This window comes from Candidatus Uabimicrobium amorphum, assembly GCF_009002475.1.
Classification (GTDB): Bacteria; Planctomycetota; Uabimicrobiia; order Uabimicrobiales; family Uabimicrobiaceae; genus Uabimicrobium; species Uabimicrobium amorphum.
Window position 1 is genome coordinate 7,596,298 of sequence record NZ_AP019860.1, and the last position, 18,508, is coordinate 7,614,805.

Genomic DNA, 18,508 nt, shown 5'->3' on the forward strand with positions numbered 1-18,508 from the left:
AAATGTATCAAATATTCTCACTATAGTGATCAAATGGTTGGTATCAAAACCGCCAAATCATTGAAGTTTAAATATATAAAGTTTATATTGGTAAATGGTAAAACAAAAAAAAAGCGCACTGCCTAAATTTAGACAGTGCGCTTTTTTCATTTAAATTACTTCTTCACCTTAGGAAGTGATTCTACAGTTAAATCATCTTCATTGTCGTCATTGTCATCGTCATCTAAATCAAAGAGCAATGAAAAAGGTGTAAACAATGAGAAGTCAAGACCACCGTTGAACACATCATCCAGTGACGTAGCCTCTCCTTGGAACAAACTACTGTGTAGCGCTGGAGCGTATGTCATCGTTGTCGAACGATCTTTGAATACGCTTTCCATCGCAGAGCTACTTGACTGTATTTGAATGTTGTGTGGTGCTTCAAAAACAACAATGTCTTGGAATTGAACCACCCAGTTACCGTTTGTTGGTACGATGATCGACTTCGTGGCCACCAAGCGTCCTGCTGTATCGTACAGGTTCACGACCTGTGTAGAACCCGGTGTTGCTGAACCTGAGTAGATAGGTGCTAAAGTGAGTATTGGTTTTAACTTTTGCCCATCTTCGATACTGCCTCTTTCGAAAATCCCTAAGTTCTCGGAGCTAAACGGTTCCAAGATTTCAAATCGATCGTTTCCATCAAAGGCCGCAATCGTGAAGTTGAGCGGATCAATCTCGCCATCCTGGCTTGCGTTTTGCACGAAAGAGACAGGATTTGCAACAACCAGAGTATCAACGACTGGGTCATTCTGTGCAATATCCGCATTCTCCACCGTGAGGTCAAAACTCAGCTCAACATCTTGTGCAATACCGTCAAAGACTTCGACACCAAAAATATCGACATTTCCTAGATCGATAATCAACTGATTATTGTCCGCATCAAAGTTAACGCTCACCGGTACCAAAGGAATTCCACCGTTAGAGGTTACCTCAACAGAATCAGGATCTGCAATGGTTCCCTCAGGGATGGTGTAAGTCACCACAACGTTTTCCGTAACCGCCTCGATGAGATCAATATCACTGGTAATGGTAATCGTGTCCCCATCTTGTAGCGCTACGTTGTTAGGCACAAAAGTAGAGATGTCAACCTTGGCTTCCGAAATAGCCAGATTGTTATCGTCTTCAGAAGTACCTACCAGCTCATCAACACCTGCCGCAGGGTCACCGTCCACAGACTCGAAGACCACCTCGGCATCTGTTGTACCTAGATCTTGTAGCGGATTTACGCCATCGTCGACGGTCATATCGTATTCGATAACGATTTCTTCATTGAGATTTAAAGCATCTAGCCCCAATGCGGCAAGGTCAACAGTTAAATCACCGGTTCCCGCATCAAAGGTAAAGTTGCCATTGACTGGTATATCCGTCGTCACACCGTTGTCAATCGCGGTAATCACGATGGAGTCATTCACAAATGTTAGACCGTTATTGATCGGTAACACATCGCTGAATGTTAAATCGAAGCCATCAGCGGTGCTTGCCGCAGCGTGATCTATCGTATTGCGAATGCGAATGGCGTCTCCGGCATCAATGTCGACAAGTTCGAAAACATTGTCGTCTTCGTCGACTCCAAACAACTCTTGTACAAGTTCAATGATTGGTTCGGCAACTTGAAAGTCAACATCTTGTGCCACTCCTGGATCGTTCGTCGCATCAGAGTCTACTGTTGCGCCTTCTAGAGCCAGAACATCATTGTTGGCATTTTCCACGTTGTCATTTTCAAGAACTAGGTTGTACTCGATGATTAGGTCAACTGCATTTTCATTGAACTCGTCTTCACCGGTAACCACAAGTTGATTAAAGGTAATTTCAAGATCTCCATTGCCGTTCAACGCGACATTGTCAATGTTAACCGCATTACCATCTTTGTCTTGTGCCGTCACACCATTTACAATATCTTCAAGAAGTACACCGTCGGGTATCGGTTGTGTGATCACTAGATTATTGTGAGTTCCTTCGACCAAACCAACTTCTGTCGTCACTGGAATCGGTTCACCTATCACAAAAACTCCGTCATCACCGATGAACGTTTCCACAGTGATCTCGTCGGCGATTGTGACTGTGTTATCATCATCGAGAGCTACACCGTCAGCGGTTACTGCCGCGTCCGTATCCAGTTCTTGGTTAGATTCCACAACGTCTTCTACTTCAACATCGTACTCGATGGTCAGAGTCTCACCTACACCCAGTTGGCCAACGCCTTCGGCTTGTAGGTCTATGTTGATGTTACCATTGGCATCTACTGCATTTGCAGCGAGAACGGTTATGTCTTGTGTGCCACCGTTGACATCCGTGATTGTCAGTGTAATATCCCCAACGATACTTGTTCCTGTTGGTATCACATTGGTAAAAGTTTCGACATTGGATGCTCCCAGTGAAGCGGCGTCGTGACTTACTGTACTGCGTACCGTCAATGTGTCACCCGCGTCTACATCTTCTCCCGCATCCTGATTGTTGCCATTGGCCTCATCAATGATAACGTTGTTGCCTTGTAAGATCTCTTCGTTGAGATTCAACTGTGGCAACAAGATGTCGATCGGATCTACGTCCTGGTCCGCATTGATTGTGTTACCATCTGCATCAGTGTATGTCGCGTCGGTGAGTACATCAAAACTAAATCTATTGTCTCCACCGTCATTTCCAATGAGATCAGACACATCGTCAACTGTTGTATCGTAGCTAATTTGGATTTCATCCAACGCCGCGAATCCTTCTTCGCCACCCACAACATGGTTACCGTTAAAGGTAAATGTTACGGTGTTGTTGTTCGCGTCAAACGCTGCCGTTACGTTAGGTGCGTTTTGTCCTTCTTCTACGATTCCATCTATCGTTACGTTTGCAAGATCCGGAGTCACACCTTCTGGTAACACTTGGGTGATCACTAGGTCTGGATATGTCCCTTCGGTCATATTCACGTCTGTGTTCACACGGATGGTGTCACCCAATTGTGCTTCGGTGATCGGTTGATCGTTTTCATCGGTCAATGTGGTTTGTGGCTCTATGACTGATGGTACCGTCAGTGCGTTCGCGTCTTGCGTACTTCTATTGTTGTCGTGTGTTACTTCGGCACTTGTCAATAGGTCATCCGCCACTTGTACTGTATCTTGAACCGATACATCGTAGGTCACAACTACCTGCTCGCCTTGCTCCAGAGTGTTTCTATTTAGCTCGCTGGCCAAGTCTAGGTCGATGTCTCCATTCGCATCTACTGCGTCCGCTGCCGCGACGTTTACCGTTTCTACTACCGCACCGTTAACATCGAGTAACTGAATCGTTACGTCACTGTTATTAACAACCACCAAGTTTGCGTTTGGTAGGTCATCGGTAAAGTCATTCAATACCGCATTCCCTACGCTGTTGCCAATGTCATGAGTCACTGTATTCACGATCGTCAGTGTGTCACCTGCGTCTATTTGCTGATTGTTGTCTACCACACCTTGGTTATCTGCAACTAAGTTGCCATTCGCGTCGTTCACCACTTGATCAAGTTCGAGTACTGGTACGGCGATCACAATTGGGTCAACGTCCTGGTTTGCCACAATCGCATTGTCGTTTGCGTCATCAAAATCAGCGTCGGTTGTGACGTCGAAGTTTGAGTCATTGATGTTGTCAATGTTGTCAAGTGTCGCTTCGTAGATGATTTCCACTTCATCATTCGCACTGAAGCCCTCTTCACCACCAACAATGCTACCGTCTGGGAACACAAGTTCAAGAACTCCGGTGTTTGCCGTGAACGTTACTGTCGGAACCGCCGGATCACCGTTGATGTCCACAATACCGTTTATGGTAAAGTCCGCTGCGTCCACGTTGCCGTCACCATTTGTGTCAGGAGTCAATCCTACAGGAAGTACCTGGGTAACTGTGAGAGCATCTACAGTTCCTTCTGTCATATCTAGTTTTGTATTCACTACTATTACATCGTTGACATTCAGTACACCAAGAGGATCGCCATTTTGATCTGTGAGAGTGGTGTCAATCACAAGTCTATCGTTCACCTCAGCCGTGTTGTCATCAGTGGCATCTCTATTATTATCGTGCGTAATCGTTGCGTCGGTAACAATTGTGTCAGCGACTTGGATCGAGTCAAGAACATTGATGTCATAAGAAACTGTGACTTGTTCGTTGGTTTCCAGTTGATCAAAACCATTGTCCGCCAGAACTTGACCAAGATCTATTTCGATGGTCGTGGCATCACCGTCGTTATCGACGTCGTTAGCATCTAGAGTTACTTGAGTACCATCGGGTAGTGTCACAACTACTGGAGTTACCGCATCGGCAAACTCTGTGTTTGCTGGAAGCACATTGCTAAAGATGTTCAAGTTAGAAGCGCCTTCGCTCGCGGCATCGTGAGAGATGACACTGCTAATCGTCAGTGTATCACCGGCGTCAAAGTCTTCGTTTTGTACACCATTGTCAACGACAACGTCACCGTTTGCGTTTAGAATTTGTTCGTCTATTTGTAGTACTGGAAGACCAATCGCAACAGGATCATTGTCTTGTACAGCGTCAATTCTGGTATTGTTGGCGTCTGTGAAGGTTGCGTCTGTCGGAATATCAACGTTTAAGATATTGTTGTCGTTTCCGTCGTTGTCCACAAGGTCATCGACATTGTCCACGACGATGTCATATAGAATCTCCACTTCACCGTTGGCACTAAAGCCTTCTTCCGCAATCACAATACTTCCCGCTGGGAAGGTGAAAGTCAGGTCACCTGTGGCCGCGTCAAAAACAACCGCCGGAGCGACCGGATCACCGTTGACATCTTCCACTCCGTTCACCGTGAAGTCCGCGGCGTCGACAACTCCGTCACCATTTGTGTCAGGAATTAAACCAAGTGGTAGAGTTTGCGAGACGACAAGGTCATCGTATGTACCTTCGGTTGCGTCCACTAAAGTTTGCACCTGGATGGTGTCGCCGATTTCAACCGTCGCTAGCGGATCACCGTTTTCATCTGTCAGTGTTGTCACAACTTCTAGTTTCGCTTCCACAACCGCAGAGTTTTCATCGGTGGCGTTTCTTGTATTGTCATGTGTCACTTCGGCGTCAGTTGTCAATGCATCTGCAACTTCAATCGAATCTTGAACCGTCAAATCGTAAGAAACGATGATTTCGTCACCTTGTGCAAGATTGTTGAGACCAACGTTCTGCAAGATTTGTTCGAGATCTACTTCAATACTGTTATTGTTGATATCAAAATTTGCTTCCGCAGCCGTTAGAACAACATCCGTGGTTCCACCATTGCCGTCAGGAATCGTCACGGTGACAGCTACACCATTTGGATCAACAAACGCTGTGTTGTCAGGTAGAGTATCGGTGAAGATTTGTACAACAGCGTCTCCGATACTATTTGCGTTGTGGTCAATGGTATTTTGTACGGTGATGGTGTCACCTGCATCCACTTGCACGTCGTTGTTGTTGGCATCGTCAACGATGACCACACCATTGTCATCAAGAATCACTTGATCAAGGTCAAGTACTGGTACACTGATGACGATGTTGTCCGTGTCATCATCTTCCAGAGGTTGATCGTTGTTGTCGTCTTGCTCTATAGTGGTCTCAACGGTTTCATTTGGATCAATGATCGCATCAGCGTTATCTAGTGTCGCGTTGTAAACAATCGTCGCCTCATTGTTCGGGCTAAAACCATCTTCTGCCGCAAATACCACGTCGTTTAAGAACGTAAATGTTAGCGTTCCATCGGTTTCATCGAAGGTGATCGTCACATTCGCCGCGTCGTCTGCCGCTATTGCGTTACCGTTAGTGTCTGCTATACCAGTAAACGCAAATTCAGTTGCATCTACCAGATTACCGTTCGCGTCAAATCCATTCGGTATCAATCCTTCTGGCAGTACTTGGGTTACTACCAAGTTCGATGCCGTTCCCTCCGTCGCGTTGATCACATTGTTGATCTCTACCGAGTCACCTACATTTAGTGGGTCTGACTCTGGAGTCAGTGTCGTTTCGATTTCCAGTAGCGGTGTTATCGTTACTTTATTGGTGTCATCAAGATCTACACCATCTGCCGTTACCGCTGCATCCGTGTCCAGTTCCTGATTCGCTTGTACCACGTCTTCTACCAGCAAGTCGTACTCTATCGTCAGAGTATCGTTGGTTCCCAGTTGATCCAAACCTTGTGCTTCTAGGTCTATGCTTATATCACCGTTCACCACTGCATCCGCTGCTGCTACCGTTATGTTCTGTAGTACGTTACCGTTGTCGTCCACTATTGTCAGTGTCACATCACTTGCTAGACTTGTTCCTGCTGGGATCACATTCGCAAACGTTTCTACATTCGATGCTCCCAGTGAAGCTGCGTTGTGGCTTACTGTACTCCGCACTGTCACTGTATCACCAGCATCTACTTGTTCGTTTACGTCGTTCTGATCTTGTGCATCGCCATTTGCATCGTCGATAATCACATTACCACCTAGCAGTATCTCTTCGTTGAGATCTAGTTGAGGTAACAGTATGTCGATCGGATCTACGTCCTGGTTCGCATCGATTGTGTTACCATCCGCATCGGTATATGTTGCATCGGTGGTTATGTCAAAACTAAATCTGTTGTCGCCACCGTCGTTGCCAATGAGGTCTGACACATCGTCAACCACTGTGTCGTAGCTTATTTGGATTTCATCCAATGCCGCGAATCCTTCTTCGCCACCCACTACATGGTTACCGTTGAAGGTAAACGTTACCGTATTGTTGTTCGCGTCAAACGCTGCCGTTACGTTAGGTGCGTTTTGTCCTTCTTCGACGATTCCATCAATGGTTACATTACCTAGATCCGGAGTCACACCTTCTGGTAACACCTGGGTGATCACTAGGTCTGGATATGTTCCCTCTGTCATGTTCACATCGGTGTTGATACGAATCGTGTCGCCCAACTCCGCTTCGGTGATCGCCTGATCGTTCTCATCGGTCAGTGTTGTCACTGGCTCGATTACTGCTGGTACAGTCAAAGCGTTCGCGTCTTGTGCACTTCTGGTGCTGTCGTGTGTTACCTCTGCACTTGTCAGTAGGTCATCCGCCACTTGTACGGTATCTTGTACCGATACATCGTAGGTCACGATTACCTGTTCACCCTGATCTAGGACACTTCTATTCAGTTCACTCGCTAAATCTATATCTATATCGCCATTCGCGTCTAACGCTGCCGCGACGTTTACCGTTTCCACTACCGCACCGTTTACGTCTAGTAACTGGATTGTTACGTTGTTCACCACTACTAGTTCGTTGTTTGGTAGGTCGTCAGTAAAGTTTTCCAGTACCGCCGCCCCTACGCTATTGTTAGCGTGCGTTACTGTATTCACGATCGTCAGTGTGTCACCTGCGTCTATTTGTTGGTTGTTATCTACAACACCTTGGTTATCCGCTATCTGAACACCGTTCGCATCGTTGACTACTTGATCTACCACCAATACTGGTACACTGATGACGATGTTGTCCGTGTCATCGTCTTCCAGAGGTTGATCGTTGTTGTCGTCTTGCTCTATAGTGGTCTCAACGGTTTCATTTGGATCAATGATCGCATCAGCATTATCTAGTGTCGCGTTGTAAACAATCGTCGCCTCATTGTTCGGGCTAAAACCATCTTCTGCCGCAAATACCACGTCGTTTAAGAACGTAAATGTTAGCGTTCCATCGGTTTCATCGAAGGTGATCGTCACATTCGCCGCGTCGTCTGCCGCTATTGCGTTGCCGTTGGTGTCTGCTATACCAGTAAACGCAAATTCAGTTGCATCTACCAGATTACCGTTCGCGTCAAATCCATTCGGTATCAATCCTTCTGGCAGTACTTGGGTTACTACCAAGTTCGATGCCGTTCCCTCCGTCGCGTTGATCACATTGTTGATCTCTACCGAATCACCTACATTCAGTGGGTCTGACTCTGGAGTCAGTGTCGTTTCGATTTCCAGTAGCGGTGTTATCGTTACTTTATTGGTGTCATCAAGATCTACACCATCTGCCGTTACCGCTGCATTTGTGTCTAGTTCCTGATTCGCTTGTACCACGTCTTCTACCAGCAAGTCGTACTCTATCGTCAGAGTATCGTTGGTTCCCAGTTGATCCAAACCTTGTGCTTCTAGGTCTATGCTTATATCACCGTTCACCACTGCATCCGCTGCTGCTACCGTTATGTTCTGTAGTACGTTACCGTTGTCGTCCACTATTGTCAGTGTCACATCACTCGCTAGACTTGTTCCTGCTGGGATCACATTCGCAAACGTTTCTACATTCGATGCTCCCAGTGAAGCTGCGTTGTGGCTTACTGTACTCCGCACTGTCACTGTATCACCAGCATCTACTTGTTCGTTTACGTCGTTCTGATCTTGTGCATCGCCATTTGCATCGTCGATAATCACATTACCACCTAGCAGTATCTCTTCGTTGAGATCTAGTTGAGGTAACAGTATGTCGATCGGATCTACGTCCTGGTTCGCATCGATTGTGTTACCATCCGCATCGGTATATGTTGCATCGGTGGTTATATCAAAACTAAATCTGTTGTCGCCACCGTCGTTGCCAATGAGGTCTGACACATCGTCAACCACTGTGTCGTAGCTTATTTGGATTTCATCCAATGCCGCGAATCCTTCTTCGCCACCCACAACATGGTTACCGTTGAAGGTAAACGTTACGGTGTTGTTATTCGCGTCAAACGCTGCCGTTACATTCGGGGCGTTTTGTCCTTCTTCGACGATTCCATCAATGGTTACGTTACCTAGATCCGGAGTCACACCTTCTGGTAACACCTGGGTGATCACTAGGTCTGGATATGTTCCTTCTGTCATGTTCACGTCGGTGTTGATGCGAATCGTGTCGCCCAACTCCGCTTCGGTGATCGCCTGATCGTTCTCATCGGTCAGTGTTGTCACTGGCTCTATTACTGCTGGTACTGTCAAAGCGTTCGCGTCTTGAGCATCTCTCGTGCTGTCGTGTGTTACTTCTGCACTTGTCAGTAGGTCATCCGCCACTTGTACCGTATCTTGTACCGATACATCGTAGGTCACGATTACTTGTTCACCTTGCTCCAGAACACTTCTATTTAGCTCACTCGCTAAATCTATATCTATATCGCCATTCGCGTCTAACGCTGCCGCGACGTTTACCGTTTCCACTACCGCACCGTTTACGTCTAGTAACTGGATTGTTACGTTGTTCACCACTACTAGTTGGTTGTTTGGTAGGTCGTCAGTAAAGTTTTCCAGTACCGCCGCCCCTACGCTATTGTTAGCGTGCGTTACTGTATTCACGATCGTCAGTGTGTCACCTGCGTCTATTTGTTGGTTGTTATCTACAACACCTTGGTTATCCGCTATCTGAACACCGTTCGCATCGTTGACTACTTGATCTACCACCAATACTGGTACACTGATGACGATGTTGTCCGTGTCATCGTCTTCCAGAGGTTGATCGTTGTTGTCGTCTTGCTCTATAGTGGTCTCAACGGTTTCATTTGGATCAATGATCGCATCAGCATTATCTAGTGTCGCGTTGTAAACAATCGTCGCCTCATTGTTCGGGCTAAAACCATCTTCTGCCGCAAATACCACGTCGTTTAAGAACGTAAATGTTAGCGTTCCATCGGTTTCATCGAAGGTGATCGTCACATTCGCCGCGTCGTCTGCCGCTATTGCGTTGCCGTTGGTGTCTGCTATACCAGTAAACGCAAATTCAGTTGCATCTACCAGATTACCGTTCGCGTCAAATCCATTCGGTATCAATCCTTCTGGCAGTACTTGGGTTACTACCAAGTTCGATGCCGTTCCCTCCGTCGCGTTGATCACATTGTTGATCTCTACCGAATCACCTACATTCAGTGGGTCTGACTCTGGAGTCAGTGTCGTTTCGATTTCCAGTAGCGGTGTTATCGTTACTTTATTGGTGTCATCAAGATCTACACCATCTGCCGTTACCGCTGCATTTGTGTCTAGTTCCTGATTCGCTTGTACCACGTCTTCTACCAGCAAGTCGTACTCTATCGTCAGAGTATCGTTGGTTCCCAGTTGATCCAAACCTTGTGCTTCTAGGTCTATGCTTATATCACCGTTCACCACTGCATCCGCTGCTGCTACCGTTATGTTCTGTAGTACGTTACCGTTGTCGTCCACTATTGTCAGTGTCACATCACTCGCTAGACTTGTTCCTGCTGGGATCACATTCGCAAACGTTTCTACATTCGATGCTCCCAGTGAAGCTGCGTTGTGGCTTACTGTACTCCGCACTGTCACTGTATCACCAGCATCTACTTGTTCGTTTACGTCGTTCTGATCTTGTGCATCGCCATTTGCATCGTCGATAATCACATTACCACCTAGCAGTATCTCTTCGTTGAGATCTAGTTGAGGTAACAGTATGTCGATCGGATCTACGTCCTGGTTCGCATCGATTGTGTTACCATCCGCATCGGTATATGTTGCATCGGTGGTTATGTCAAAACTAAATCTATTGTCGCCACCGTCGTTGCCAATGAGGTCTGACACATCGTCAACCACTGTGTCGTAGCTTATTTGGATTTCATCCAATGCCGCGAATCCTTCTTCGCCACCCACAACATGGTTACCGTTGAAGGTAAACGTTACCGTATTGTTGTTCGCGTCAAACGCTGCCGTTACATTCGGGGCGTTTTGTCCTTCTTCGACGATTCCATCAATGGTTACGTTACCTAGATCCGGAGTCACACCTTCTGGTAACACCTGGGTGATCACTAGGTCAGGATATGTTCCCTCTGTCATGTTCACGTCGGTGTTGATACGAATCGTGTCGCCCAACTCCGCTTCGGTGATCGCCTGATCGTTCTCATCGGTCAGTGTTGTCACTGGCTCGATTACTGCTGGTACAGTCAAAGCGTTCGCGTCTTGTGCACTTCTGGTGCTGTCGTGTGTTACCTCTGCACTTGTCAGTAGGTCATCCGCCACTTGTACTGTATCTTGTACCGATACATCGTAGGTCACGATTACCTGTTCACCCTGATCTAGGACACTTCTATTTAGCTCACTCGCTAAATCTATATCTATATCGCCATTCGCGTCTAACGCTGCCGCGACGTTTACCGTTTCCACTACCGCACCGTTTACGTCTAGTAACTGGATTGTTACGTTGTTCACCACTACTAGTTCGTTGTTTGGTAGGTCGTCAGTAAAGTTTTCCAGTACCGCCGACCCTACGCTGTTGTTAGCGTGCGTTACTGTATTCACGATCGTCAGTGTGTCACCTGCGTCTATTTGTTGGTTGTTATCTACAACACCTTGGTTATCCGCTATCTGAACACCGTTCGCATCGTTCACCACTTGATCTACCACCAATACTGGTACACTGATGACGATGTTGTCCGTGTCATCATCTTCCAGAGGTTGATCGTTGTTGTCGTCTTGCTCTATAGTGGTCTCAACGGTTTCATTTGGATCAATGATCGCATCAGCGTTATCTAGTGTCGCGTTGTAAACAATCGTCGCCTCATTGTTCGGGCTAAAACCATCTTCTGCCGCAAATACCACGTCGTTTAAGAACGTAAATGTTAGCGTTCCATCGGTTTCATCGAAGGTGATCGTCACATTCGCCGCGTCGTCTGCCGCTATTGCGTTACCGTTAGTGTCTGCTATACCAGTAAACGCAAATTCAGTTGCATCTACCAGATTACCGTTCGCGTCAAATCCATTCGGTATCAATCCTTCTGGCAGTACTTGGGTTACTACCAAGTTCGATGCCGTTCCCTCCGTCGCGTTGATCACATTGTTGATCTCTACCGAGTCACCTACATTTAGTGGGTCTGACTCTGGAGTCAGTGTCGTTTCGATTTCCAGTAGCGGTGTTATCGTTACTTTATTGGTGTCATCAAGATCTACACCATCTGCCGTTACCGCTGCATCCGTGTCCAGTTCCTGATTCGCTTGTACCACGTCTTCTACCAGCAAGTCGTACTCTATCGTCAGAGTATCGTTGGTTCCCAGTTGATCCAAACCTTGTGCTTCTAGGTCTATGCTTATATCACCGTTCACCACTGCATCCGCTGCTGCTACCGTTATGTTCTGTAGTACGTTACCGTTGTCGTCCACTATTGTCAGTGTCACATCACTTGCTAGACTTGTTCCTGCTGGGATCACATTCGCAAACGTTTCTACATTCGATGCTCCCAGTGAAGCTGCGTTGTGGCTTACTGTACTCCGCACTGTCACTGTATCACCAGCATCTACTTGTTCGTTTACGTCGTTCTGATCTTGTGCATCGCCATTTGCATCGTCGATAATCACATTACCACCTAGCAGTATCTCTTCGTTGAGATCTAGTTGAGGTAACAGTATGTCGATCGGATCTACGTCCTGGTTCGCATCGATTGTGTTACCATCCGCATCGGTATATGTTGCATCGGTGGTTATGTCAAAACTAAATCTGTTGTCGCCACCGTCGTTGCCAATGAGGTCTGACACATCGTCAACCACTGTATCGTAGCTTATTTGGATTTCATCCAATGCCGCGAATCCTTCTTCGCCACCCACAACATGGTTACCGTTGAAGGTAAACGTTACCGTATTGTTGTTCGCGTCAAACGCTGCCGTTACGTTAGGTGCGTTTTGTCCTTCTTCGACGATTCCATCAATGGTTACGTTACCTAGATCCGGAGTCACACCTTCTGGTAACACCTGGGTGATCACTAGGTCTGGATATGTTCCCTCTGTCATGTTCACATCGGTGTTGATACGAATCGTGTCGCCCAACTCCGCTTCGGTGATCGCCTGATCGTTCTCATCGGTCAGTGTTGTCACTGGCTCGATTACTGCTGGTACAGTCAAAGCGTTCGCGTCTTGAGCATCTCTCGTGCTGTCGTGTGTTACTTCTGCACTTGTCAGTAGGTCATCCGCCACTTGTACGGTATCTTGTACCGATACATCGTAGGTCACGATTACCTGTTCACCCTGATCTAGGACACTTCTATTCAGTTCATTGGCCAAATCAAGGTCGATGTCACCGTTCACGTCTACAGCGTCCGCTGCCGCGACGTTTACCGTTTCCACTACCGCACCATTTACATCTAGTAACTGGATTGTTACGCTGTTGTTCACCACCACTAGATCTTCATTTGGCAAATCATCGGTAAAGTTCTCTAAGTTAGAAGCACTTGTACTTGCATTATCATGGCTAATCGTGTTTACAATAGTTAGTGTGTCACCTGCATCTATTTGCTGGTTGTTGTCTACCACACCTTGGTTATCCGCGATCTGGGCACCACCCGCATCATTCACCACTTGATCTACTACCAGTACTGGTATACCAATGGTGAGATTATCAGTGTCGTCGTCATCTAGAGGTTGATCGTTGTTGTCGTCTTGCTCTATTGTTGTTTCTACGGTCTCGTTTCCATCTACAATTACATCAACGTTATCTAGTGTAGCGTTGTAGACGATCGTTGCCTCATTGTTCGGGCTAAAGCCATCTTCTGCCGCAAATACCACATCGTTCAAGAACGTGAATGTCAGCGTTCCGTTCGCCGCATTAAATGTAATCGTTACATTTGCCGCGTCATTGGCTGCGATTGCGTTGCCGTTGGTGTCTGCTATACCGGTAAATGTGAACTCCGTCGCATCTACGAGGTTGCCATTTTCGTCAAATCCATCTGGAATCAATCCTTCTGGTAATACTTGTGTCACCACCAAGTTCGATGCTGTTCCTTCGGTGGCGTTGATCACATTGTTGATCTCTACCGAGTCGCCTATACTTAGTGGGTCAGATTGAGGAGTTAGCGTAGTTTCGATTTCTAGAAGAGGTGTTATTGTCACCTTGTTGGTGTCGTCTAGATCCACACCGTCTGCGGTCACTGCCGCATCTGTGTCTAGTTCCTGGTTCGCTTGTACCACATCTTCTACCAGTAAGTCGTACTCTACCGTCAGAGTATCGTTGGTTCCCAGTTGATCCAAACCTTGTGCTTCTAGGTCTATGCTTATATCACCATTCACCACTGCGTCCGCTGCCGCTACGCTTATGTTCTGCAATACATTACCATTGTCATCTCTTATTGTCAGCGTTACATCACTCGCTAAACTTGTTCCTGTTGGGATAACGTTTGCAAATGTCTCTACATTCGATGCTCCCAACGAGGCTGCATCGTGGCTTACTGTGCTGCGCACTGTCAGTGTATCACCCGCATCCACTTGCTCATTAATATCGTTTTGGTCTTGTGCATCGCCATTCGCGTCATCAATAATCACGTTGTTACCCAGTAAAATCTCTTCGTTGAGATTTAACTGCGGCAACAAGATGTCAATCGGATCTTGATCTTGAACGGCATTCACTACAACTGCATTAAAGTCAGTAAAGTTTGCATCGGTGGTTATGTTAAAACTAAATCTATTATTTACGCCCTGTGCAATCAGGTCTGTGACATCATCAACTACTGTGTCGTAGATAATTTCTATCTCACCGTTAGCACTGAAACCATCTTCTCCTCCAACAACATGGTTACCGTTAAAGGTGAATGTGACTCTGTTGTTATTCGCATCAAATACAGCGGTTACATCCGGTGCGTTTTGTCCTTCTTCGACAATTCCGTTGATTGTTATGTTATTAAGATCTGGAACCACACCTTCCGGTAACACCTGTGTAATTACTAGGTCTGGGTATGTCCCCTCTGTCATATCTACATCGGTATTGATGCGAATTATATCACCTAGTTGTGCTTCGGTTATTGCTTGATCATTCTCATCTGTTAGGTTTGTAGTAACTTCAAGTCTGGTACTAACTTCTGTTTGTTCAGATGCTTGCTCAGGTGCGTTACCATCGTGAACCAAGGTTGCGGTGGTTTGTAAATCTTCTTGCACCTCAACGGTATCTTCAATGCGTACATCGTATTCAATTATCACAACTTGATCAACGCCCACTTCGCGAAGATTGCTGTCGATTTGATCAAAGTTTAGAGTGAATTCGTTGCCGTTAAATGTCACCAAATTGGCATCGGTAGGATCTACGGTCGCAAGAATGTTTCCTTCATCGTCGCGAATGGTAATATCACCTTCGATAGTGGTGTTATCAGGAATAATATCGCTAAAGTTATCGATGAGAGCCACGGTGTTACTTTGTCCCGCAACATGTTGGATGGTATTGCGAATGCGTAGTAAGTCTCCGGCATCTACAGGATTGTTCGCTACGTCTGTGGCGTCAGCTTCTACACCATTGATATCGACCACTAACAATTCTTTTTCTAACTGTAGGTCGCGCCCGACTGTGGTAAAAGATGTTTCCGAATTAACGTCTAGTACCTGACGCTTGAAGTTTCCGACAAACGAGTCACGACTAATTTGCGTTTGGTCGGTTTTAAAGGTAAAGACAATTTGGTCTACCTCAGTAAAGAATAACTCGACGTTAACGTCGGGGTTGAAGTCGACAAAAGCGCCGTCGGTACTACGAAATGTACTATCGTCTATTTGTTCGAGAAGATCACCAAGGAATACAAGTTGCGGATCTACCTCTACACCGTTCAGGAAACCTTGGATGCGAATAACTTCGGCATTGGCTTCGTTGCCAAAACCATCGAGATCAAGGAAGGAAGCTTTTAGGTTTTCCAGAGCAATGGTTGCGTCATTGTTATTAGGATCAATAAAATCGAATGTCGCAGTCGCAATACCAAAGAATTCGTTGTCATTGCCAGGGATATCGGGATCTACTTCCCCTTCAAGACCGTTTTCTGTACCTACACGGAAGTGTAGAGAACGTTCGAAAATTTCTTGTCCTTCAAAATCGAAGCCCTGAAAGTCAACAGCACGTTCAAGGACGGTGTTACCGCTATTACTTGCAAGAGTAACATCTGCATCAAATAATTCATTACTAAACTCAACGCGTCCTACTCCCGCTTCGGTGATAGTGGCACTGTCATCATTTCCCACGATAAATTTGTCGAAGAGAAGAACCTGATCGGCTTCAAGACTAGTTGCAAAATTATTGACATCGCCGATGTTACCCGCAACATCAAAGTTGTATGAGATAACAATATCAATGGCATCGGTATTTTGTGCTGGATTGTTTTCCACATCGGTTAGGTCGATAAAAACAACATCTTGACCGTTTTCTTGGATAACTTGTACATTGGCAATAATAGCGGTAATGCCACCGTCAAATTGCAGGATACCGGCATTTATGTCATTCGGATCTACCGATACACCATCAGGAATAACTTGTTTAATTTGTAAACTAGAAAACTCACCTGCTTCGGCACTCATCACCACGTTGGTTGTTACAGTCCCGGTATCTCCAATTTCAAATTCTTCCTGGCTCAGTTTGGTAAATAGGCTGAAGTCTTGAACTTCGATACTTTCGGTATTTAAGGCACTCCGTGCTTCAATGACACCGTCATTTGCCGTATCATCGTCAAAGCCAAAAGACGCTGATACGTTTATTTGGTCTTCTAAGGCAAGACCGTTATCTATGTTTGCAAAAACAGAAAGGCGCGCAGATTCTCCTGCGGCAAAACTTTCATTGATGTTTTTTAAGTCAAAAGCGATTAAGGTATCACCTGCGGTACCAGTGATTAATTCACCAGTAATGGGGTGCGTCGCTTGGCCGTTGCCATCAAAAACAACGGATTGTCCATTGACGTTTGTTCCCTCTAACGCCGCCGAATCGAATGTCATGTCTGCGTCCAGATGCACATCCACAAAAGGATTGCGTCCGGCTTCGCCGTCGCTTTGGTTTTCTAACTTGACTTCGAATTCGATTTGCTCACCGGCAGGTGCGGTATCTGGTAGTTGCAAATCTGCGGCAGGAACCGCGTTCCATAAAATGCGCGGTTCTAGATTTTCAATCTTTAAATGTCTTTTTTTACGCTGCTTTTTTTTCATCCCTTATCCTCGAATGTAGTTTTTATATGGATTATTTGGGGTATTAGTGCTGGTAGTTATTTTTTAATATAAAAATTTTTTCAAAAAGTACTAAAGTTTGTAAAAAAACAGCCGATAAATACAATCGGCATGGTATGTAAATTTTAATATGACAATTCTATTATAGGTAAAATCTCACAATGAAAAAACCACTAATATTTGTTCAACACTAGAGAAAACGCTGTTTAGCAAAATATCACCGCAACTTTGACAAGACAAAAATGAACTTGATGCAGATAATTACTCTATTCAAATAGGCATCTCGTACCATAAACTTGAACAACTTATTTTGTCACGAAACTTTTTTTATTTGGTAATTTCTTTTAATTGTATGGTGGTACTAGGTTGGTTTACATTATCTTTTTATAAATTTATTGCTGGTGCGATGATATAGCTCTCGCCTTGTAATACAATGGATTACATCATTCGTAAATTTGTTTCATGTGAAAAGATACTCCACGAGAATGTCCAAGATTTTCCATAGATGAAATTCCATATGTACTGGAAAATATGCGTCTGTGTCAGATGGACACACTGTAAGATTTTTTGATAAAACTAAAATCCTTAATAAAAAACTTGCAATATCTATAAGAATATTAGAATATACATATGTACGATTTACATTTCTACCAACAAAGTTATATATAGGAATAACAAAATGGAAATCAAAACTTTTTTCGACAAAGATACATATACATTGACGTACGTCGTCTTCGATGACACAAAAGAAGCCGTCGTTATTGACTCCGTTTTGGATTATGAGCCACAATCCTCGACCGTAAAAACAGATTCTATCGATAAGGTGTGTCAGTTTATCGCGGAAAATAACCTACAGCTAAGATACGTTCTGGAAACTCATGCCCACGCCGACCATCTTTCCGGATCACAAATATTAAAAGAGAGATATCCAGATTTATTGGTCGCCATTGGTAAAAATATTGTTGAGGTACAAAAAGTTTTTAAAGAAGTCTTCAATTTGCCAAAAGATTTTCCGACAGACGCGCGACAGTTCGACCACTTAATGGAAGAAGGTAAAGTTCTCAAAGTAGGCAATATGGAAATAGAAACTTTTTATACACCTGGACACACTCCGGCTTGCGCAACATATAAAATTGATAATGTCATTTTCACGGGAGATGCTTTATTTATGCCTGATATGGGAACAGGGAGATGTGATTTCCCCGGGGGAAGTGCCAGTGACCTATATGAATCTATTACCAAAAAATTGTACACATTGCCCGATGATACCAAGGTATTTGTCGGACATGATTATATGCCTGGTGGACGTGAGCTACGTTACGAAAGTACCATCAAGGAACAAAAAGAAAACAATATACAACTTCCGGGAGATCGCTCCCAAGAAGAATTTGTAAAATTTCGCCAAACACGCGATGCCACTTTAAGCGCTCCGCGATTATTATTTCAAAGCGTACAAGTAAATGTGGATGCAGGTAATCTACCGCAACCAGAAGACAATAAAGTTCGCTATTTGAAAATACCGATAAATGTATTCCGACCTGCTAGTAATCAAACAAAAGATGTTACTCTAGAAGACGTCTAAACCACCAAATAGGTTTCGCTCCAAAAAGATGCGTCACTTGCGT

The 18,508-nt window shown here is 45.1% G+C and carries 2 protein-coding genes; one reads left to right on the forward strand and one right to left on the reverse strand.

Annotated elements, in window-relative coordinates; translation table 11 throughout:
- Nucleotides 1–155: 155 nt before the first annotated feature.
- Complete coding sequence (locus UABAM_RS26550; protein ID WP_151971016.1) at nucleotides 156–16,865, reverse strand: beta strand repeat-containing protein; 16,710 nt, start codon at nucleotides 16,863–16,865, stop codon at nucleotides 156–158.
- 697 nt (nucleotides 16,866–17,562) lie between these two features.
- On the opposite strand from UABAM_RS26550, the gene UABAM_RS26555 reads away from it, so the two are divergent.
- Nucleotides 17,563–18,465 carry an MBL fold metallo-hydrolase gene (locus tag UABAM_RS26555; RefSeq protein WP_151971017.1) on the forward strand — a complete coding sequence of 301 codons (903 nt, stop codon included), beginning with the start codon at nucleotides 17,563–17,565 and terminating at the stop codon, nucleotides 18,463–18,465.
- Nucleotides 18,466–18,508 lie beyond the last annotated feature (43 nt).

Coding starts and splice junctions, on each gene's coding strand:
- UABAM_RS26550 (WP_151971016.1), bottom strand. CDS start 16,865: ATGAAAAAAAAGCAGCGTAAAAAAAGACATTTAAAGATTGAAAATCTA.
- UABAM_RS26555 (WP_151971017.1), top strand. CDS start 17,563: ATGGAAATCAAAACTTTTTTCGACAAAGATACATATACATTGACGTAC.